This window comes from Hymenobacter sp. HSC-4F20, assembly GCF_019599275.1.
Lineage (GTDB): Bacteria > Bacteroidota > Bacteroidia > Cytophagales > Hymenobacteraceae > Hymenobacter.
Genome location: NZ_JAHZTD010000001.1, coordinates 2,160,628 through 2,178,401 on the forward strand (window position 1 = coordinate 2,160,628; position 17,774 = coordinate 2,178,401).

Below are 17,774 nucleotides of genomic sequence, written 5' to 3' on the forward strand. Positions count from 1 at the left end.
GTGGCTGCCTCTAGCTAGCGGATGGGCTAGGAAAGAAGCACCTGCAGCAACCAGAGTTGCACCGCGACAGTATGCCTGAATGACGACCTAACTACGCACCAAAACCCGACAAATCCACCATCTCATGCGCAAAGGCACCCAAGTAACCTGGAAATACGGCACGGGCACGGCCACCGGCAAAATCGAGGAAACGCATAAAGAGTCGGTCACGAAGAAGCTGCAAGGCGCCGAAATCACCCGCCACGGCACCCCCGACAACCCCGCCTACCTTATTGTGCAAGAGAACGGCGACCGGGTACTTAAGCTTCAAAGCGAGGTAAAACCGGCCAAGTAATGCTCCGCCCAGCTGCGTTAAGCCGCGAAGTACTGCCCTACTTCCTACCCCCTAACGCAACAAAAAGCCCCACCGAGGTATCGGTGGGGCTGCTGTTTTGTGCGCTAGTGTACCCTAGGCGTTCTTGGGGTCGGGCTCGATGAACGCTTGCTCCTCCATTTCGGTGGGCACTACCACAATGCCCTGCTGGAGCTTGGAGTTGCGCTTGCCGTAGATGAAGTAGACGATGAAGCCGAGCAGCATCCAGCCCAGAGCTACTTTCAGGGTGAACTCGTCGAGAGCGGCAATCATGCCCAAGCACACCACCATCCCCATGATGGGTACGAAGGGGAAGGTAGGCGACGAAAGCGGAGCCCGGAACGGCCGGGGCTGAGCGGGGTCAGACTTGCGCATGATCCAGACGCCAGCCGACACCAGCACGAAGGCCAGCAGCGTACCGAAGGAGGTTAGGTCGCCGGCCAGGGCACCGGGCACGAAGGCCGCGAAGGCACCCACGAACACAAGCAGCGCCAGGTTCGACTTGTAGGGCGTCCGGAACTTGGGGTGCAGGTCGGAAAAGGCTTTGGGCATCAGGCCATCCTTGGCCATGGAGAAGAACACGCGGCTCTGGCCCATGAGCATTACCAGAATTACGGACGAGAAACCCAGCAAAATAGCCATGGTTACGGCCGTACCCAGCCACTCGTAGCCGGGCATGTGAGCTTTGATGGCGTACGTCACGGAAGCCTCGCCGCCCTTGGCCGGGTCGGCAAACTCGCGCCAGTTGGCAACGCCCGTCAGCACGTGGCCGAACAGGATGTAGAGCACCGTGCACACCGCCAGCGAGCCAAGGATACCGATGGGCATGTCGCGCTTGGGGTTCTTGGCTTCCTGGGCCGCCGTGGACACGGCATCAAACCCGATAAAGGCAAAGAACACGATGGCCGCACCGCCCAGCACCCCACCCCAGCCGTGCTTGTTCCAGCCCGTGTACTCGCGCACTACGGCGCCGGCGGCGTTTTTCACCGGCTCAGCATTTTCCGGAATCAGGTAGGGCTCGTGGTTAGCGGGGTTGATGAACTGCCAGCCAACTGCAATGAATACCAGCACAATAGCTACCTTCAGAAACACCACAATGGCGTTGAACATGGCCGATTCCTGGGTGCCTTTGATGAGCAGCAACGACAACGCCACGATGATGAGCAGCGCAGGCAGGTTGATGATACCGCTGTGCATAACGCCATCAACGGCGGCGCTTTCAAACGGCGAGTGGCTCCACTCGTAACTTATCGGGGATATATGAAACGCCTCTAAGAGCTTGTTGAGGTATTCGCTCCAGGCAATACTAACCGTAGCGGCCCCCAGGGCATATTCCATAATCAGGGCCCACCCGATAACCCAGGCTACAAACTCGCCCATGGTGGTGTAGGCGTAGGTGTAAGCCGAGCCGGCAATCGGAATCATGGCCGCAAACTCGGCGTAGCAGAGGCCAGCGAAGGCGCAGCCAATAGCCGCCACAATGAAGGCCAGCGTAACGCCCGGACCTGAGGCCTGCGCAGCGGCGGCAGCCGTGCGCACAAACAAACCAGCCCCAATAATAGCCCCGACGCCCAGCGCCACGAGGTTACCCGCGCCCAGGGTGCGCTTCAGTGAGCCTTCCCCCGAGGAGTTGGCTTCACCCAGCAGCGTGGCCAGCGGTTTTTTGGCGAAAATATTTGCCATACAGGTTGATGAGAGAAAAGAAAGAGGTGAGACGGGGATTATGAAATTTGCAAAAAAAGCCGCCTGCAAGCAGCTACGTGGGCCGAATATAGCCCTTTATCCGGACTGCTGACCTTAGCTGGGTTGTTGTCGGGAAGATTTTGGCTACCCGACTAAACCCGGCCTACACTTAGGATTCTAACCCGGCAGAACTCTTCCAAAGACTCCTTCCCGATGAAAAAGATGCTTCTTCTGCTCACCGCGTTTGCCCTGACTGCTGGGGTAGCCTCTGCCCAAACCACTACCCCCTCCACTTCTGCCAAGCCTCGCAGCATGGCCCACCAGGGGGCATGGGTGGCCGCCAGCAGCTCACGCCCGGCCAACGCGCTGCCATCCAAGCTCAACGCCTGACCAAGCAGCTACGCCTTTCAGCCGAGCAAACGGCGCAGGTGCGCACTATTGCCCTGGCGCAGGAGCGCCAGGCTTTGCGCGCGCAGTCTGCTGCCCCAGGCAACGGCTCGGGCCGGGGCCAGGAACTGAAGGCGCTCCAGGACAAACACGACACCCAGCTCAAAGCTGTACTCACCGCCGACCAGTACGCCACGTACGACCACCTGCGCGATGACAAACGCGACAACCCAAAGCAGCGAAAAGCAGGCGCCGGCAAAATGAAGGCCCCGGCCAAAAGCTAATTTCTTTTCTTTTTCTCATGAAGCCCCAGCCAGTTGGCCGGGGCTTTTCGTTTACCCGCAGGGTAGGCGGCCGCACGGAGGCCAACTAGTCCGGAACCGGCTGGCTACTATTCCTCGTTACCGGCTGCGCAACGCGCCAGCCGGTAGGTTGGTACTGTATCGGCTACCCCCAATATTTAACTCAACCATAGGCAGGGCTGTCTTCTTGCTTATATTTGAGAATATGCACCCGGGCAACGGCTAAGCCAGCCCGGGGCACCACCACATCCAACACCCCATGAGTCCTCTGCCTAGTAGTACCGGTTCGGTACAGATTCAGCAGTTTTACGACAAAGGCCTGGCCCACGCGAGCTATGCCATCCGCAGCGGCCGCCAAGTGGCCATCATCGACCCGGCCCGCGACCCGCAGCAGTACTATGATTTCGCCGACGAGCACGACGCGAAGATTGTCGCCGTCATCGAAACCCACCCTCACGCCGACTTCGTCAGCAGCCACCTGGAAATTGCCCGCGAAACCGGCGCTACCATCTACACCAGCAAGCTGGTGAAAGCCACCTACCCCCACCAGACGTTTGACGACGGGCAGCGCATTACGCTCGGCACGGTGGAGCTGCATGCCCTTAATACCCCCGGTCACTCGCCCGACTCCATCAGCATTCTGCTGATGGACGAGATAGGTCAGACGCGGGCCGTTTTCACCGGCGACACCTTATTTGTAGGCGACGTGGGCCGGCCCGACCTGCGCGAATCCGACATCGTGGGTGGGCACAGCCGCGAGGAGCTGGCTGCCCAGCTCTACCAAAGCACCCGCCAAAAGCTCATGACCCTGCCTGCTACTACCCGGGTGTATCCAGCTCATGGCCCCGGCTCACTGTGCGGGAAAACCACCAGCCCGGACCTCGACAGCACCATTGGCAAGGAGCTGAAAAGCAATTACGCCCTGCAACCCATGTCGCAGGAAGAGTTTATCAAAGTACTGCTCGAAGATCAGCCCTTCGTGCCGAAGTACTTCGGCCACGATGTGCTGCTGAACAAGCAAGGCGCCTCGTCCTTCGAGGACAGCGTGCGGGCCGTGCCGCGACTGTACACCGGTGCCGTGCTGGAGCCCGGCGTAGTTATCATCGATACGCGTCCGGCCGAGCAGTTCCGGGCCGGCCACCTGCCTGGGGCCATTAACCTGATGGACGGCGGCAAGTTTGAAACCTGGCTTGGCTCGGTGGTGGGACCTGATGAGTCGTTCTACCTGATTGCCGACTCTCAGATTGCCTTGGACACAGTTATCCGTAAAGCCGCCAAAATTGGCTACGAGGGTAACATTAAAGCCGCACTGCTGGCGCCCCGCGAGTTGCCGGCTACCAGTCCGGCCACCGACGTGGAGCGCGTGCGCCAGCAGCCCCACGAGTTTACCATTGTTGATATCCGCAACCGCACGGAGGCGCAGCAGCCTATTTTTGATAACGCCCTGCTGATTCCGCTGCCCGAGCTGCGCGAGCGGGCCTATGAGGTGCCTACCACCAAGCCGGTGCTGGTACATTGTGCCGGGGGCTACCGTTCGGCGGCCGGAGCCAGCATCCTGCAAGCCGCCCTCCCGGCTGGCGTGCCCGTCTACGATTTAGGCGAGGCTATTACCACCTTCCAGCCCCAGTCGGCCCACGCCTAGCGCAGATTCCGTAGTGGTGCAACCTCTTCGTCCAGAGGTTGCTCTTCCCATGACCAGGCTGGTAGCAGTCCTGGTCATGTGCTTTTATATCAGGCTCCCTCTACTTCCTAACTATGAGAAAAATCGTCTACCCGCTGGCTGCTTTTGCGCTCCTGCTGAGCGCCTGCGATGAAATTGACATCGAGAAGGAAACCCCGGACTGCATCCGGCAGAAAGCCATCAACCTGAGTCGGGAAACGCCCTGCGACGAGGGAGCTTTCGTGAAAGAATACCTGTTCCAGGGCCGTACGGTATACGTGCTCAGCTCGGGCCACTGCATTGCCGATGGCAGCGACGAGGTAGTAGACGAGAACTGCAACCAGTTGGGCTACCTGGGCGGCTTCGTTGGCACTACCACCATCAACGGCGAGAGTTTTGCCAAGGCTGAATTCAGACGCACCATCTGGCAGCAGGCCACGGGCGGCTAGCCCCCGGGCCAAAGCGGTGGTTCTGCCGGGGCTTTCTTCTTCCCGCCGAGAAGAAGTATCTTCGTAGTCATGCGCGTACTACACACCGCCGACTGGCACCTGGGCCAGCGGTTTATTCAGGGCCACGAGCGAACCGAAGAGCACCGTCATTTTCTGGAGTGGCTGGTGCAAACCGTGCGCGAGCAGCAGGTAGAAGTGCTGGTAGTGGCCGGCGACATTTTCGACACCGGCTCACCCTCCAACCAGGCCCTGGAGCTATATTACTCCTTTCTGCTGAGCATGCGCCAAACCAGTTGCCGCGACATTGTGGTGGTAGGTGGCAACCACGACTCGCCGGCTACTCTCAACGCCCCGGCCCGCCTGCTCCGTCACCTGCGCGTGCACGTGGTGGGTTGTGTGCCCGAGTGCTTCGAGGACCAGGTGCTGGTGCTGGACGATGCCCAGGGCAAGCCCGGCCTGGTGGTGTGCGCCGTACCCTTCCTGCGCGACCGGGACATCCGGCTTTCGGTGCCCGGCGAATCGGCGGAGGCGCGCGAGGCCCGCATCAAGCAAGGCATTGCCGACCACTATGCCCGCTGCGCCGAGGTAGAGCAGGTCTGGCAACTAAAAGGCCTGGGGTTGCCCGTGCTGGCTACCGGCCACCTCTACGCTGCCGGCGCCGCCCCTTCCGACTCGGAGCGCACCATTCACGTGGGCAACCTCGGCCAGATTACCGCCGACCACTTCCCCGCCGTGTTCGACTATGTGGCCTTGGGGCACTTGCACCGCCCGCAGCGGGTAGGCGGCCGGGAGCATATTCGCTACTCGGGCTCGCCTATTCCGCTGTCGTTCTCAGAAATTGACCACCCCAAGGAAGTGCTGCTGCTGGATTTCCGGGAGGGCAAGCTGGCGGAGTTGCAGAGCCTGCCGGTGCCGGGGGCGCGGCGGCTGGTGCGCTTCCACGGTACTCTGGACGAGGTAACTCAGGGCCTTACTACCTACGACAACACCGGCTACCTCCTCCCCGCCTGGGCCGATGTGCAGGTTCACTCGGAGCTAACGCAGCTGGAAGTAGCCGAAGCCCTGCTCAAAGTAATTCAGGAGCTGGACCGCCGCCACGTGGAGGTGCTGGCCCGCCGCCATTTCCGCCTCGTAAAGCTCCGTGCCCTCGGCGAGGCCGAAGAAACCGACGATACGCCCCTCACCCGCAGCCTCCACGACTATACGGCACGCGAGGTATTTGAGCAGCGCCTAGAAGCCGAGCCCGAAGACCACCGCGCCGAGCTGCTCCGCACCTTCGATGAGCTGCTGGAGCGGATGTAAGCAGATAGAAAGTTCGGTGGTGCTACTAGGGGGCGTGTCAGGCTGAGCGCAGCCGAAGCCTCTCTACTTCTGGCGAATCAATTAGGGTAGCAAAAAGGGCGTGTTATGCTTCGATCAGCTCAGCATGACACGCCCTTTTTACTCTGTAACGCTTGGTTTACTACCGAGCATTCTGTCTCCCATACCAGCACCACAAGCTGCCATCGGGCTCCGTGAATTCTTCCCGTAGCTGCATGTCCAGCTTTTCCAAAATCCGGCGGGAGGCGGTGTTTTCCTGCCTGACGGTGGCGTTGATTTCCGGGAGTTGCAGCACGTCCAGGCCGTAGCGGAGGGTAGCGCTGGCGGCTTCGGAGGCAAAGCCCTGGCCCCAGTGCCGGGGTAGCAGACGGTAGCCAATGTCGTAGTAGTTCGTGCGGCTGTTCACCTCGCTGTCATTCACCAGCTTGAGGCCGCACCAACCGATAAACTCCCGCGTATCCTGGCGCTCCACGGCCCAGCGGCCGAGGCCGTTGCGCTCATACTGCTGCCGGATGTAGCGGATAATGGCCTCTGCTTCGGGGAGGGTACTGATGGGCCGGTTGGGCACGTAGCGCAGCACATCCGGGTTGGAGTCGAGGGCCAGGATACCGGACGCGTCCGCCAAGGTGATTTCGCGCAGAAGCAGGCGGGGCGTTTGCAGGCTGGTCATGGCCGGCGCACCGCGTAAATCAACTCGTCGATGTACTGGCCGTGCTTGAAGAACGTTTTCTCGAAGCGGGCTTCCAGCACAAAGCCGGCCTTTTCCAGCACCCGTTGGGAGCGGGGGTTGGTGCCAAACGGTCGGGCGAAGATGCGGGTGATATCAAAGGTGCGGAAGCCGTAGTCCACCATCTGCCGCACGGCTTCCGTGATGATGCCCTGACCCCAGAACGGCTCACCCAGCCAGTAGCCCAGCTCGGCATTCTTGCGCTCAATGTTGGCGCGTACATGCAGCCCGATACCGCCCACCGCCTCGCCCCCTACCTCAATGGCCATAATGTTGATTGGGGTTTCCTCCATAGCCATAGCAATGAAGTCCCGACCATCTTCCTCCGTGTAGGGATGCGGAAACTGGTCGTTCATGTACCGGGCAATAGCCGGGTTGTTAGCGTAGCGGACGAGGCTAGGCAAATCGGCCGGAGCCCAGGGACGGAGGGTGAAGTAAGAGGCCATAGGGCAAGGTCAACTAGTTATTTTAATTGTAACTCTATGGTACGCCCAGTAACATCCACTTTTATCCATCTCATCTTCTGTTCAGCTGCGAGGCAATCTAGTAGGCTTTTTTCTTTTGCATACCTCCTCAGAGAATATTTTCCGAAGCAAATGATGAGTTCGAATTTATGAGTATCGCCACATCCAATGAATGCGCTGGTTCTTACTTCTCTTGTATCATTCACACTCTTTTTTGTAAGCTGACTTTCTAGTATCGGCAGTAATACACCATCACACCACAATGATTTAATTTCTTTTTGCTCCGACTCACGAAAAGCTTCGGAAAGGTATTTTTCAAGATAAGAGCATAACTCCTCATTAAATGAGTATTCATTCATTCCCTATTCGTTAGCAGAATACTTACCTGAGTTAGTAGTAAACTTGGAGTGAAACAACGTCATTCCTCGGCTGCGCTCGGAATGACGTTCGTGTAATTTCAGGCTGGTTTCCATAATCTACTTCCCCTTCACATAAAACGGAATATTGGCCGTCGCCACGTTGTCCTTGCCGTCGTAGGCGTACACGAACAGGCGGTAGGCACCTTCCTTGGTGGGGGCTTTAAGGGTAGTCTGGGCTTTGGCCCCGGCCGGGATGAGGCCCGGAATGGCGGCGGGGCGGCTTTCCCGGTCGCCGCCCGATTTGAGGTCGGTGCTTTCCGGCAGCAGCTCGTAACGGTAGGTTAGGGCGTCCTTGTCGGGGTCGGTTACGGCCACTACGGCGGGGTAGCTTTGGCCGGGCTGCAGCTGTACGTTGTCGGTAGCCTGCTTGCCATCGAGCTTAAAACTAGTCAGGTGCGGGGCGCGGTTCTGGGGCCACTTGCCGCTCCAGAGGTACTGCATCACATCCACCACTTCCGACTCCTTGCCATCCTCGGTGAAGATGCCGTACCACGTAGGCGTGCGCTCCTGCTTCTGGCCCCAGAGAAACACGTAGGTGCCCAGGCACTGGGTTTTGTCTTTGGCCACGGAGGCCTCGTAGCGGCTCTGGTACACGGCGGCTTTCTGGCTGCTGGTTTCCTCCACCGAAGCCTTCCAGGGCGTAACGGGGCTTTCCCAGTGGCCGGTGGGGCCCCACTCGGCTACCACGTAGGGGCCGGTCCAGCCGGTGGTGCGCACCTGCTGCGGAATTTCGGCCAGGCCGGCGTAGGTGTTGATGCTGAGGATGTCCACGGCCGGGCACTGGGCCTTGATGTAGTCGACTTCCTTTTGGTTGAGGCCGGCCAGCACGGTGCTGGTGGGGTGGTTGGGGTCTACCTCGTGAATCATCTGGGCAATTTGCTGCACGGCGTCCCACACCTTGGGGTTGGTGTACTCCAGGTTCAGCTCGTTGCCGATGCCCCAGAACAGCACGGCGGGGTGGTCTTTGTACTTGAGCACTTCGGCACGGAGCTTCTGCAGCTGCTCGGCCACGGCCTGGGGGTTGTTGTAGTCGAAGCCGTGCCGCTCCCGGGCCACATCGAGGCCCAGCATCACGGTGAGGCCGTTTTTCTGGGCTTCGGCCAGCACTTGATCGGCGTTGTGGGTGCTCCAGGTCCGGAGGGAGTTGCCACCGTAGGCTTTCACACGCTCCGGATACTGGCCGCCCCCGGCTCCTTTGATGAAATAGGGCTGCCCGCCACGCAGCAGCTCGTAGCGGCCGTTGGCTTGTTTTACTTCCACCTTTACAGGCTTGGTTTGGGCATGAACAGTAGCTGTCAGGGCGAGCAGCGGAAAAAGTAAGTGGGATTTCATGGGGTAGGAAAAGGAATAGAGGAGTGCAGGGGCGCCCAAATTAAGCGGTATTTCTCCAGCCTCGTAGCACACACCTGCTAATCCTTCTTTGCTACCCCACGCTCCACCACAAACCTGGCTCGTTTAGGCTTCCTGGCGCTTCAGCTTACCTCCTTCGAGCCACCGATACCGCTTCAGCCCAGCACCCTAGCAGGAAGAATCCTGGCGGGCCTTACCCCTGCTCAATACCTAAACTGCCAGCTTCCTCCGTTTCCCGGGTTACAGAAGCGGGCTTGCAGCCGAGTAGCCCTGGTCAGAAGACTTGCCTTACTGATTTTTCTGTTCGTTGAGAAGCTTTAGCAACACGCCATTGGTCCAGCCGAACCCATCCTGGAGCGGGTACTCGCCGCCACCGGCGGGCCGGTTCAAATCGGTGACGTTGTACTTCTCCAGCAGCTTACCGGTTTGAGTAAACACGCGCACATTCAGCTCTATCCAACGACCAGAAATCCTATCTGCCAAGCCTGCCTGCTCATAGCGGCGCAGGCCGGTTATGGCCGTGTACTGTAAGGGCGCCCAGGCGTTGGGGGCGTCCCATTGCTGGGTGCTGGCCCGGGTAGTAGTAAGCAAGCCGCCAGGGGCCAGAAACTCGGTTTCGAGGCGGCGGGCGGCCAGACGCGCCTGTTCCGGGGTGGCTACCCCATACGTAAGCGGAAACACGCCGGCCAGGGTGCGCGCCGTAGCCAGGCGGCGCTGGCGCCAGTCGTAGTCGACAAACCAGCCCGCGTCGGCGTCCCAGCAGTAGCGGCGGATGGCGGCGGCCCGCGCCTGGGCCTTTTGCTGGTACTCAGCGGCCCGCGCCGCCTGTCCCGCGGCACGGTAGGCACGCACCAACGACTGCTCCAGGGTCAGCAGCAGGCAATTCAAATCGACGGGTACCAGCTCCGTAGTGCGGATAGAGCCCAGCTGCCCATCGGGTCCGAACCAGCGGGTGCTGAAATCCCAGCCCGAGGCAGCGGCGGCGCGCACATTGCGGTAAAACTGCGGCAGCGGCTGCGTAGTGAGGCGGGCCGCTTCCACATCAGCGCGGTACGATTCTTCCCGGGGCTGGTCGCTGTCGTCCCAGTAGCGGTTCAGGACCTCGCCCCCAGACAGGCGCACCACGCGGCGGTCGGCCTGCCCGGTCCCGAGAGCTTCCGCGCCGGCCATCCAGTAGGCGTATTCGCGGGCCAGGGCGGGCCGGTAGCGGGCCAGCACGGCTACGGAGTCAGGGCCTTCGGCTAGCAGGCCTACCATCTGGGCAAAGAAAGGGGGCTGGGAGCGGGTAAGGTAGTAGGTGCGGTTGCCGTTGGGAATAAAGCCCAGCTTATCCAGCAGGTAGGCAAAGTTATCCACCATGTTGCGCACCAGGTCCTGGCGGCCGGCTTCCCGCAAACCCAGCATGGTGAAGTACGAATCCCAGTAGTACACTTCCCGGAAACGCCCCCCCGGCACCACGTAGGGATGCGGCAGCGGAATAAGGGAGGAATAGGGCGGAGCCTGCTGCTGGGCCGGACGGCGCAGCACGGTCCAGAGCGTATCGAGGTGGGCACGGATACCGGCTTTCACGTCGCTGCGGTACACGGCCGTATCGGCGGCAGGCAGGTAAAAGTAGCGCTTGGTAAACGCCTTCAGATCAAACCCCGGGCGGCTTTTCTCCTGCTGATAGGCGGCCAGCACCACACTTGGCGCCGCCGTGGGCAACATATCCACGAAGGTTTTGCCATCGGGGTACACCTGCCCCATCTGCACGGCCTCAAACAGGCCCGGGTAGAGCTGGCGCGGGGTGGGCTGCCCCAGGGCCAGCAGGGGTAGCAACAGCAGGCCGGCGGCTCCCATTTTCTTTATGGTCAGCATAGGTAAACGTGCATCGGGTGAAAGCTAAAACGAGGCCGCAAAACAGCGCAGCGGCCAGCTGACGCTACCCGCTGCGCTGTTTTGCGGCACTGCTTGCTGCTCTTGGGTTAATACCCTGGGTTCTGGGTGAGGTTGGTATTTACGGCTAGCTGCTGGTTGGGGATGGGGAAAATGAGGTAGGTTGGCGAGCTGCTGGTGGGGCCTTCCTGAATGGGGCCCAGGAAGGTACCGAAGCGTACCATATCCTGGCGGCGCCACTGCTCCAGGTACAGTTCCCGGCCCCGCTCATCGTAGAGGGTGGTTAGGTCTACGCTGGCCAGGGCCCCGGCATTGCGCGAAGGATGGGTACGGATGGAGTTAACCAGCGCCAGCGGGGTAGCGCCGTAGGCACCGGCCGTAGTGCCCGTGCCGCCCCGCAGAATAGCCTCGGCCTTCATCAGCAGCACATCGGGCAGGCGCAGGTGTACCATGTCGTTGTCGGTGGTGCCGGCGGAGTTGTTGGTGAAGTCGGGAGGGTATTTCATCGGCCGAATCCCCGTTCGCTCCAGGGTTCTGGCGTCGGTTTCAATGATTCTTACCTCCCGGGTGAAGGCCAGCGGGGCACCGCTACGGTCCGTCAGGGGAGCATCCGTGTTCAGGTTGTACTGCTGGCCAATCAGGAAGCCCACGTTCTGGCGCTTGCCGGGGTTGGTCGGGCCGTTGGCGTAGGTGTACACCGTACCCCGGCGGATGTCGTTGGCCCCGAACTTATCGTAGAAATCTGACAGCGCCGTAGGGCCGTTGTAACCACTGGGCAGCATGTTGTAGTGCGAAATAAACCGCCACAGGTCAAACTGAGCCCCGCTGCTGACCCCGCCCACGTTCAGCTCCGTGAAGATGTTCTCGGTGCCAATGTTGGTGTTGTCCGGCGCAAAGTTGTCGAAGTAGTTGGTGGCAAACCGGTAACGCCCGGTGTTGATGATCTGGTCGGCCAGGCTGATTACCTGGTTCATGTCGGCGGCGGCAAACGTGGGGGCAGCGCGGTTAGCGTACACTCCCCGGTTAAGGTAGCACTTCATCAGCAAGCCCCGGGCCGCGTCTTTGTTGGCCCGGTAGGCTGGGGCGTCGGGCAGGTTGGTCAGCACGGCATTCACCTCGCTGATGACGTAGTCGAGGGCCTCGGTGCCTTTGCGCACACGGGCCAACTGCGTTACCTGCTCGCCGGGCTCCCGGTAGGGTACCTGGTCGTAAAGGTCCAGAATCCAGTACATGGCCCAGGCCCGCAGGAAGCGCGCTTCCGCCTGCTGCTGCGCGGAGGGGTTGTAGCGCAGCAGATCAGTAGCCGCGAATACTACCCCATTGAGGTTGTTGAACGCGTCGCGGATTTCCTGGTGGTTAGCATCCCAGTTGTGCAGGTGCAGCTGCCGCCACTTGCCGTTATCGTCCCAGTCGCCCCCGCGCGTGGGCATCAGGCGCTCGTCGGTGGTCACCTCCGAGAGGGCAAATACCTGGGTAGCTCCCTGAAATGGGCTCCGCATAGAGCTATATACCCCGTCGAGCAGGGAGGCGGCGCTGGAAGCGCCGCTGGTGCCGGGCTGCGCCAGCGTAGCCCCCTGAAATTCTTCTTTTATCTCGCAGCTCGTGGCCAGCTGCAACGCGGCCAGCAAAGCCGCCGCGCTAAGTACCTTTTTCATAACGCAACTACTAGTGGGTGGCTTACAGGGAGAAGTTGAGGGCAAGCGTGTACGTGCGGGCCGTGGGGTAGCCAGTGTAGTCGATGCCCGCCGAGGGCACCCCGTTCACGGCCTTGTTGGTGTTGATTTCCGGATCGAAGCCCCGATACTTAGTCAGCACAAACAGGTTCTGGCCGATAACCGACACGGTGGCCCCTTTAAACACCTGGGCTACGTCGCCGAGGCCGTAGGAGAGCGTCAGGTTGGAGAGCTTCACGTAGTTGCCGCTTTCCAGAAAGCGGGAGGAGGGCGCGAGCCGGTTACTGAGGGCTTCCTTAGTGGACGACTCGTAGAAATCCCGGGCAATATTTTTGCCGCCCTGAATCTGGCTCACGTTGAGCACGCTGTTGAAAGTGTTGTTGTAAATCTTGTTGCCGAACACCCCGTTGAAGTTGGCCGTCATCGAGAGCTTCAGAAAGCGGAGGCTGGCGCTCAGCCCTGCCAGGGCAGTAGGGTTCGGGTTGCCCAGGTAGCGGAACGTCCCGTTATCGGCGTACAACGACTGGCCCGTGTCCGGGTCAAGGCCCAGAAACTGCTGGGTGAAGAAGGCGTTGATGGGCAGACCGCTCTGGATTACCTCTACCGTTACCCCCGACAGCCCCTGCCCGCTGAGCGCCCCCGTCTGAATGACTCCGCGCACTCCTGATACAGTGTTCTTGACAAAGGTGGCGTTAGCGTTGAAGCTCAGGCCGAAGCGGGGGTTATCCAGCGCCGTAATGCCGGCAATCAGCTCTACCCCCTTGTTTACAATTTCCCCGTCGAGGTTGCTCCAGGTAACGGCCCCGCCGGGCGCCGCCGGCTGAATGGGCGCCAGCGGATACAGCAGATCGGTAGTGCGCTTGTAGAAGTAGTCGGCCGTCAGGGTCAGGCGGTTGTTGAACAAGGCCACGTCGAGGCCCGCGTCATACTGCTCATCCGACTGCCATTTCAGGTCGGGGTTGGGGTTGTTGACCTGGCGGGTGCCCTCGTTGTTGGGCAGAAACACCACCTGCCCCCGCGCCGAGCCGGCCGGAAACTCCTGGTTGCCGGTGCGCCCGTAGCCAATCCGCGCCTTCAGCTGATTCACGGCTTCCACCGAGAAAAAGTCTTCCTGGCTGATGTCCCAGGCCGCCGACACCGACGGGAAGTAGCCGTACTTGTTGTTTTCGCCAAACTTGGTGCTGCCGTCGGCCCGCAGGGTGGCCGTCAGCAGGTACCGGTCTTTGTAGTTGAGGATGGCCCGCCCGAAGTACGACTGCAGCTCCGTGATGGGGTCAACGTAGGAGGAAATAAGTCGGCCCGAGGGGTTGGAAAACTGCAGGTAGTTGGTGTAATCCAGCCCGTAGGTACCGAAGCCAATGGGCGCCCCCGTCAGCGTGTTGACGGGCCCCCGCCCGCTCAGGTTCGTGCCCGAGTTGTTGAACCGCTGGTACTCGTAGCCCAGCAGGGCATTCACGCGCAAAGACGTGTTGATGCTGCGGTTCAAGGTCAGCGTGTGGGTCATCTGCTGGGTCAGCAGCTCGCTATTCCCGATGGCGGCGAAACCCAGGCGTTGGTAGTCCGAGATGTTCAGGCGCTGATCAATGGAAGTGCGCCGGATGCCGGTGCTGTAGTTGGCCGAAACCAGGGCGCGGTATTCCAGCCAGTCGGTAAACTTGTAGTAGGGCGAAATCGACGCCAGGGCCGTCGTTACCCGCGAGTTATCGTTGTAGTACTGCTGCATAGCCACCGGGTTAATCACGGAGCTACCCAGGCGCGACACCGGCTGCCCGTTGGCGCTGTACAACGAGTCAGTGGGGTTCCACTGCAAAGCCTGCCCGATGAGGCTACCCCGAAAGTCGCCGTTGTTGGTGATGGGGGCCAGCTGCTCGCGGAACTGGCTGGCCGTGATGCTCGCATCCACGCCCAGGCGCTTGCTTTCCAGAAACTTGATGTTGGTGCCGAAACTGGCGCTGTACTTCTTAAAGCCCGTTTTCTTGATGATGCCCTGCTGGTCGAGGTAGCCGAGGGAAAGGCGGTAGCGGGCGTTTTCGTTGCCCCCACTGATGGCCGCGTTGTAGTTCTGGAGCGGGGCAGTGCGCAAAATGGCTCCCAGCGCGTCGTTGCTCTGGCCCAGGTCGTTGGTAGGTGAGGCGCCGTAGTAGGCCAGCGCCTGCCGGAATTCGTTGGCGTTGAGCACCTCAATGCGCCGCATAATCTCCGAGAAGCCGCCCGATACGCTCACGTCCAGACGGGGCTCCCCGGCTTTGCCTTTTTTGGTGGTGATAATTACTACCCCGTAGGCCGCCCGCGAGCCGTAAATGGCCGTGGCGGAGGCGTCCTTCAGAATATCAATCGACTCAATATCGTTGGGGTTCAAAAAGTTGAGCGGGTTACTATCAGGACTGTCGCCGAAGGCCGTATTCAGGCCGGGGCGGGCCGAGCGCCCATCGAGCGGTACGCCATCAACCACGTACAGGGGCTGGCCGGTGCCCGTTACGGCCGAGTTGCCGCGAATTTTGATGGTAGAAGCGCCGCCGGGCTGTCCGCTGTTCTGGGTTACCTGCACGCCCGACGCCCGGCCCTGAATCAGCTGATCGGGGGAAGCAAAGGTACCTTTGTTGAAATCTTTGGGGTCGAGGGCGCTTACGGCCCCCGTCAGGTCAGTCTTTTTCACCGTCCCGTACCCTACTACTACTACCTCTTCTAGGGCCTTGGCGTCGTCGCGGAGCGTCACCTGCACCGAAGTCTTGCCGGTAATGTCGACCCGCTGGCTAGTGAAGCCGACAAACGAAAAAGATAGCGCCGTAGCGGTAGTGGGCACTTCCAGCTGAAAGGAGCCATCCCCGCCGGTGCTCGTCCCGACGGTGGAGCCGGGCACAATCACCGTCACGCCCGGCAGGCCGGTGCCCGTACCGTCGACTACTTTGCCGGAAACTGCCCGTGTAGCTTGCGCCTGAGCCAGCAGGGGAAGCAGGCTCAACACCACAGTGGGAGCCAGTACCGCCAGTCGCCCGAGCTGGCCGCTGCTACCCGTTGCAGCCCCCAGCTGCCGATGGGAGGTATACCATTTGTACCCGTTGTTGCTCATAAGTGAAAGAATAAAGTGGTGGGAAGTAGGTAGAAGCGTAGCCGCGTTGCAGTGGTTATCGGCTCGTGGCTGCAGTGCTGGGCAGTAGCCCGGGGCAGCCCCCAATTGCAGGGCCTATATGCCCGAGCGGGCGGGCGTTTTTGAAAATTCAGCTCGTCATAATCAGATGGTTATGCCCGAGTGGGCGCTTAGTGCAGTGGGAGAACTACTGCCTGCCAGGGTTGGAGCGCCAGGAAAGGGCCAGCGGCTAGCGTCGGGTAGTTGTTGAGCCAGGGCTGGCCGCTGGGTGCAAGACCGGCGGGCACCCCCCAGCTCTGGGGGGAAGCCGAGAAATTCAGCACTACAAGTACCCGCGCGGGGCCCAGCGTGCGGGTGTAGGCGTAGATGTTCGGGTTAGCCGCGTCCAGGAGTTGGTACTGGCCGTGTACCAGCACGCGGTGCTGCTGGCGCAGGCGCTGGGCCTGGCGGAAGTGATTCAGCACCGAATCGGGCTGCTTTTCCTGGGCTGCCCGATTGACGGGCGTGTAGTTAGGATTGACGTTAATCCAGGGGGTACCCGTGGTAAAGCCAGCGTTGGTGGAAGCATCCCACTGAAACGGGGTGCGGCTATTGTCGCGGGAGAAGCGCTGCAGGCTCTGCAGGTAGGCCGGCAGGCTTCCCCCCTGGGCTTTCACCAGCTGGTAGCCGTTGAGCGCGGCCACGTCGCGGTAGTCGGCGATGCTTGCAAACCGGCTGTTGGTCATGCCTAGCTCGTCGCCGTTGTAACAGTAGGGCGTGCCGCGCATCGTGAGCAGAAAGGTATTGAGCAGCTTGGCCGAAGCGGCCCGGAACGCGGGCCGGTCGTCGCCGAACTTACTGACCATGCGCGGCTGGTCGTGGCTGCCCAGGTAAATCGACTGCCAGCCTTTTTGAGCAAAGGCACTGTCCCAGCGCGTAAACACCCGCTTCAGGTCCGTCAACTGGTAGCGCTCCGGGGTATTGCCCACGCCCACCGCCTCGAAGTGATAAGTCATGTTCAGCTCCCGGCGGGCGGGGTCCACGAAGAGCATGGCCTCGGTGGGGTTGCGGCCGGCGCCTTCCGCCACCGTCATGATGTTGTACTTGCTGAGCACCTCGCGGTTCATCTCCTGCAGGTAGTCGTGCAGGCGGGGGCCGTGGTTGTAGGCGTTGATGTAGTTCGTTTCGTTTAAACCCGGCATGGGCGGGAACGTGGGATCTTTGGCCACAAACTGAAAGGCGTCCATCCGGAAACCATCAATGCCCTTGTCCAGCCAGAAACGCATCAGGCTGTACACTTCCTGGCGCAGCGCGGGATTGTTCCAGTTCAGATCAGGCTGCTTGACGGAGAAGTAGTGCAGGTAGTAGGCATTGGTCAGCGAGTCGTATTGCCAGGCGTTGCGGCTGACATCAAAGGTGCTGTAGCGGGCCGGCGGGGTACCCTTCTCGGCGGGCCACCAGTAGTAGTAGTTGCGGTAGGGACTCTGGCGCGAGCTGCGCGACTGTTTAAACCACTCGTGCTCCTCGCTGCTGTGGTTAACCACCAGGTCCATCACCAGCTTTAGGCCGCGCTCGTGCATGCCCCGCAGCAGCGCCTCGAAGTCTTGCATCGTACCGAACTCAGGCATGATCTGGCGGTAGTCGGAGATGTCGTAGCCGTTGTCGTCGTTTGGCGAGGCGTAAATTGGGTTTAGCCAAATGGTTCCTACCCCCAGGCTTTGCAGGTAATCGAGCCGCGCCATGATGCCGCGCAAATCCCCTATCCCGTCGCCGTTGCTATCCTGGAAGCTGCGCGGATACAGTTGGTACACTACTGTTTCCTGCCACCAGCCCGGCTTTTTGGCCGGCCCAGGGGCAGGTAGCTGCTGCCCCCTGCTGCCACCAGTGGAAAGCAGCACCGCGCAGGTAACTAGTACATATAGTAGTAGTTGTTTCATGTCTGTCTGTCAGATACTGGCGCTGCGCTGGGTGCTCACACGAAGCCCCACCCGAACAAGCATCTTCCGCTCTACTAATCAACCACTTGCAGCTTGTTGCCACCTTAAC

The 17,774-nt window shown here is 60.6% G+C and carries 15 protein-coding genes; 6 read left to right on the top strand and 9 right to left on the bottom strand.

Going from position 1 to position 17,774, the window contains the following annotated elements:
• Positions 1–124: 124 nt before the first annotated feature.
• On the top strand, positions 125–334 hold the full coding sequence (locus tag K3G63_RS09215; protein WP_220613742.1) for a DUF2945 domain-containing protein: 210 nt from the start codon (positions 125–127) through the stop codon (positions 332–334).
• A gap of 114 nt (positions 335–448) precedes the next feature.
• Here K3G63_RS09215 and K3G63_RS09220 read toward each other — a convergent pair whose 3' ends face one another.
• Entirely contained in the window at positions 449–2,035 is a 1,587-nt protein-coding gene (locus tag K3G63_RS09220; protein ID WP_220613743.1) for an amino acid permease, read from the bottom strand.
• A gap of 213 nt (positions 2,036–2,248) precedes the next feature.
• Here K3G63_RS09220 and K3G63_RS09225 point away from each other — a divergent pair, with 213 nt between their 5' ends.
• The 5 genes from K3G63_RS09225 (at position 2,249) to sbcD (ending at position 6,135) form a co-directional block, all read left to right on the top strand.
• Positions 2,249–2,425 (top strand): hypothetical protein, encoded by a 177-nt coding sequence (locus K3G63_RS09225; protein ID WP_220613744.1) that lies wholly within the window; start codon positions 2,249–2,251, stop codon positions 2,423–2,425.
• On the top strand, positions 2,365–2,706 hold the full coding sequence (locus tag K3G63_RS09230) for a hypothetical protein (RefSeq protein WP_220613745.1): 342 nt from the start codon (positions 2,365–2,367) through the stop codon (positions 2,704–2,706). The genes K3G63_RS09225 and K3G63_RS09230 overlap by 61 nt, the downstream gene beginning before the upstream one ends.
• Before the next feature lie 277 nt (positions 2,707–2,983).
• Positions 2,984–4,366 (top strand): MBL fold metallo-hydrolase, encoded by a 1,383-nt coding sequence (locus K3G63_RS09235; RefSeq protein WP_220613746.1) that lies wholly within the window; start codon positions 2,984–2,986, stop codon positions 4,364–4,366.
• Positions 4,367–4,479: 113 nt separating this feature from the next.
• Positions 4,480–4,833: a DUF6970 domain-containing protein gene (locus tag K3G63_RS09240; protein WP_220613747.1), complete on the top strand. Its 354-nt coding sequence runs from the start codon at positions 4,480–4,482 to the stop codon at positions 4,831–4,833.
• 69 nt (positions 4,834–4,902) lie between these two features.
• Positions 4,903–6,135: an exonuclease subunit SbcD gene (gene sbcD / locus K3G63_RS09245; RefSeq protein ID WP_220613748.1), complete on the top strand. Its 1,233-nt coding sequence runs from the start codon at positions 4,903–4,905 to the stop codon at positions 6,133–6,135.
• Between the two features lie 160 nt (positions 6,136–6,295).
• Here the strand turns inward: sbcD and K3G63_RS09250 are convergent, their stop codons facing one another.
• From K3G63_RS09250 to K3G63_RS09285, 8 genes are all read right to left on the bottom strand, one after another.
• Positions 6,296–6,823 carry a GNAT family N-acetyltransferase gene (locus K3G63_RS09250; RefSeq protein ID WP_220613749.1) on the bottom strand — a complete coding sequence of 176 codons (528 nt, stop codon included), beginning with the start codon at positions 6,821–6,823 and terminating at the stop codon, positions 6,296–6,298.
• Positions 6,820–7,326, bottom strand: coding sequence for a GNAT family N-acetyltransferase (locus tag K3G63_RS09255; RefSeq protein WP_220613750.1), 507 nt, complete (start codon positions 7,324–7,326; stop codon positions 6,820–6,822). Before K3G63_RS09255 ends, K3G63_RS09250 begins: the two co-directional genes overlap by 4 nt.
• A gap of 17 nt (positions 7,327–7,343) precedes the next feature.
• Entirely contained in the window at positions 7,344–7,703 is a 360-nt protein-coding gene (locus K3G63_RS09260) for a hypothetical protein (RefSeq protein ID WP_220613751.1), read from the bottom strand.
• A 117-nt stretch (positions 7,704–7,820) separates the two neighbouring features.
• Entirely contained in the window at positions 7,821–9,095 is a 1,275-nt protein-coding gene (locus K3G63_RS09265; protein WP_220613752.1) for a glycoside hydrolase family 2 TIM barrel-domain containing protein, read from the bottom strand.
• A 306-nt stretch (positions 9,096–9,401) separates the two neighbouring features.
• Entirely contained in the window at positions 9,402–10,970 is a 1,569-nt protein-coding gene (treF, locus tag K3G63_RS09270; protein ID WP_259404320.1) for an alpha,alpha-trehalase TreF, read from the bottom strand.
• 107 nt (positions 10,971–11,077) lie between these two features.
• Positions 11,078–12,643, bottom strand: a complete 1,566-nt coding sequence (locus K3G63_RS09275) for a RagB/SusD family nutrient uptake outer membrane protein (protein ID WP_220613753.1) — start codon at positions 12,641–12,643, stop codon at positions 11,078–11,080.
• A gap of 22 nt (positions 12,644–12,665) precedes the next feature.
• Positions 12,666–15,731: a SusC/RagA family TonB-linked outer membrane protein gene (locus K3G63_RS09280; protein ID WP_220613754.1), complete on the bottom strand. Its 3,066-nt coding sequence runs from the start codon at positions 15,729–15,731 to the stop codon at positions 12,666–12,668.
• 188 nt (positions 15,732–15,919) lie between these two features.
• Complete coding sequence (locus K3G63_RS09285) at positions 15,920–17,665, bottom strand: alpha-glucosidase (RefSeq protein WP_220613755.1); 1,746 nt, start codon at positions 17,663–17,665, stop codon at positions 15,920–15,922.
• Positions 17,666–17,774: the final 109 nt, after the last annotated feature.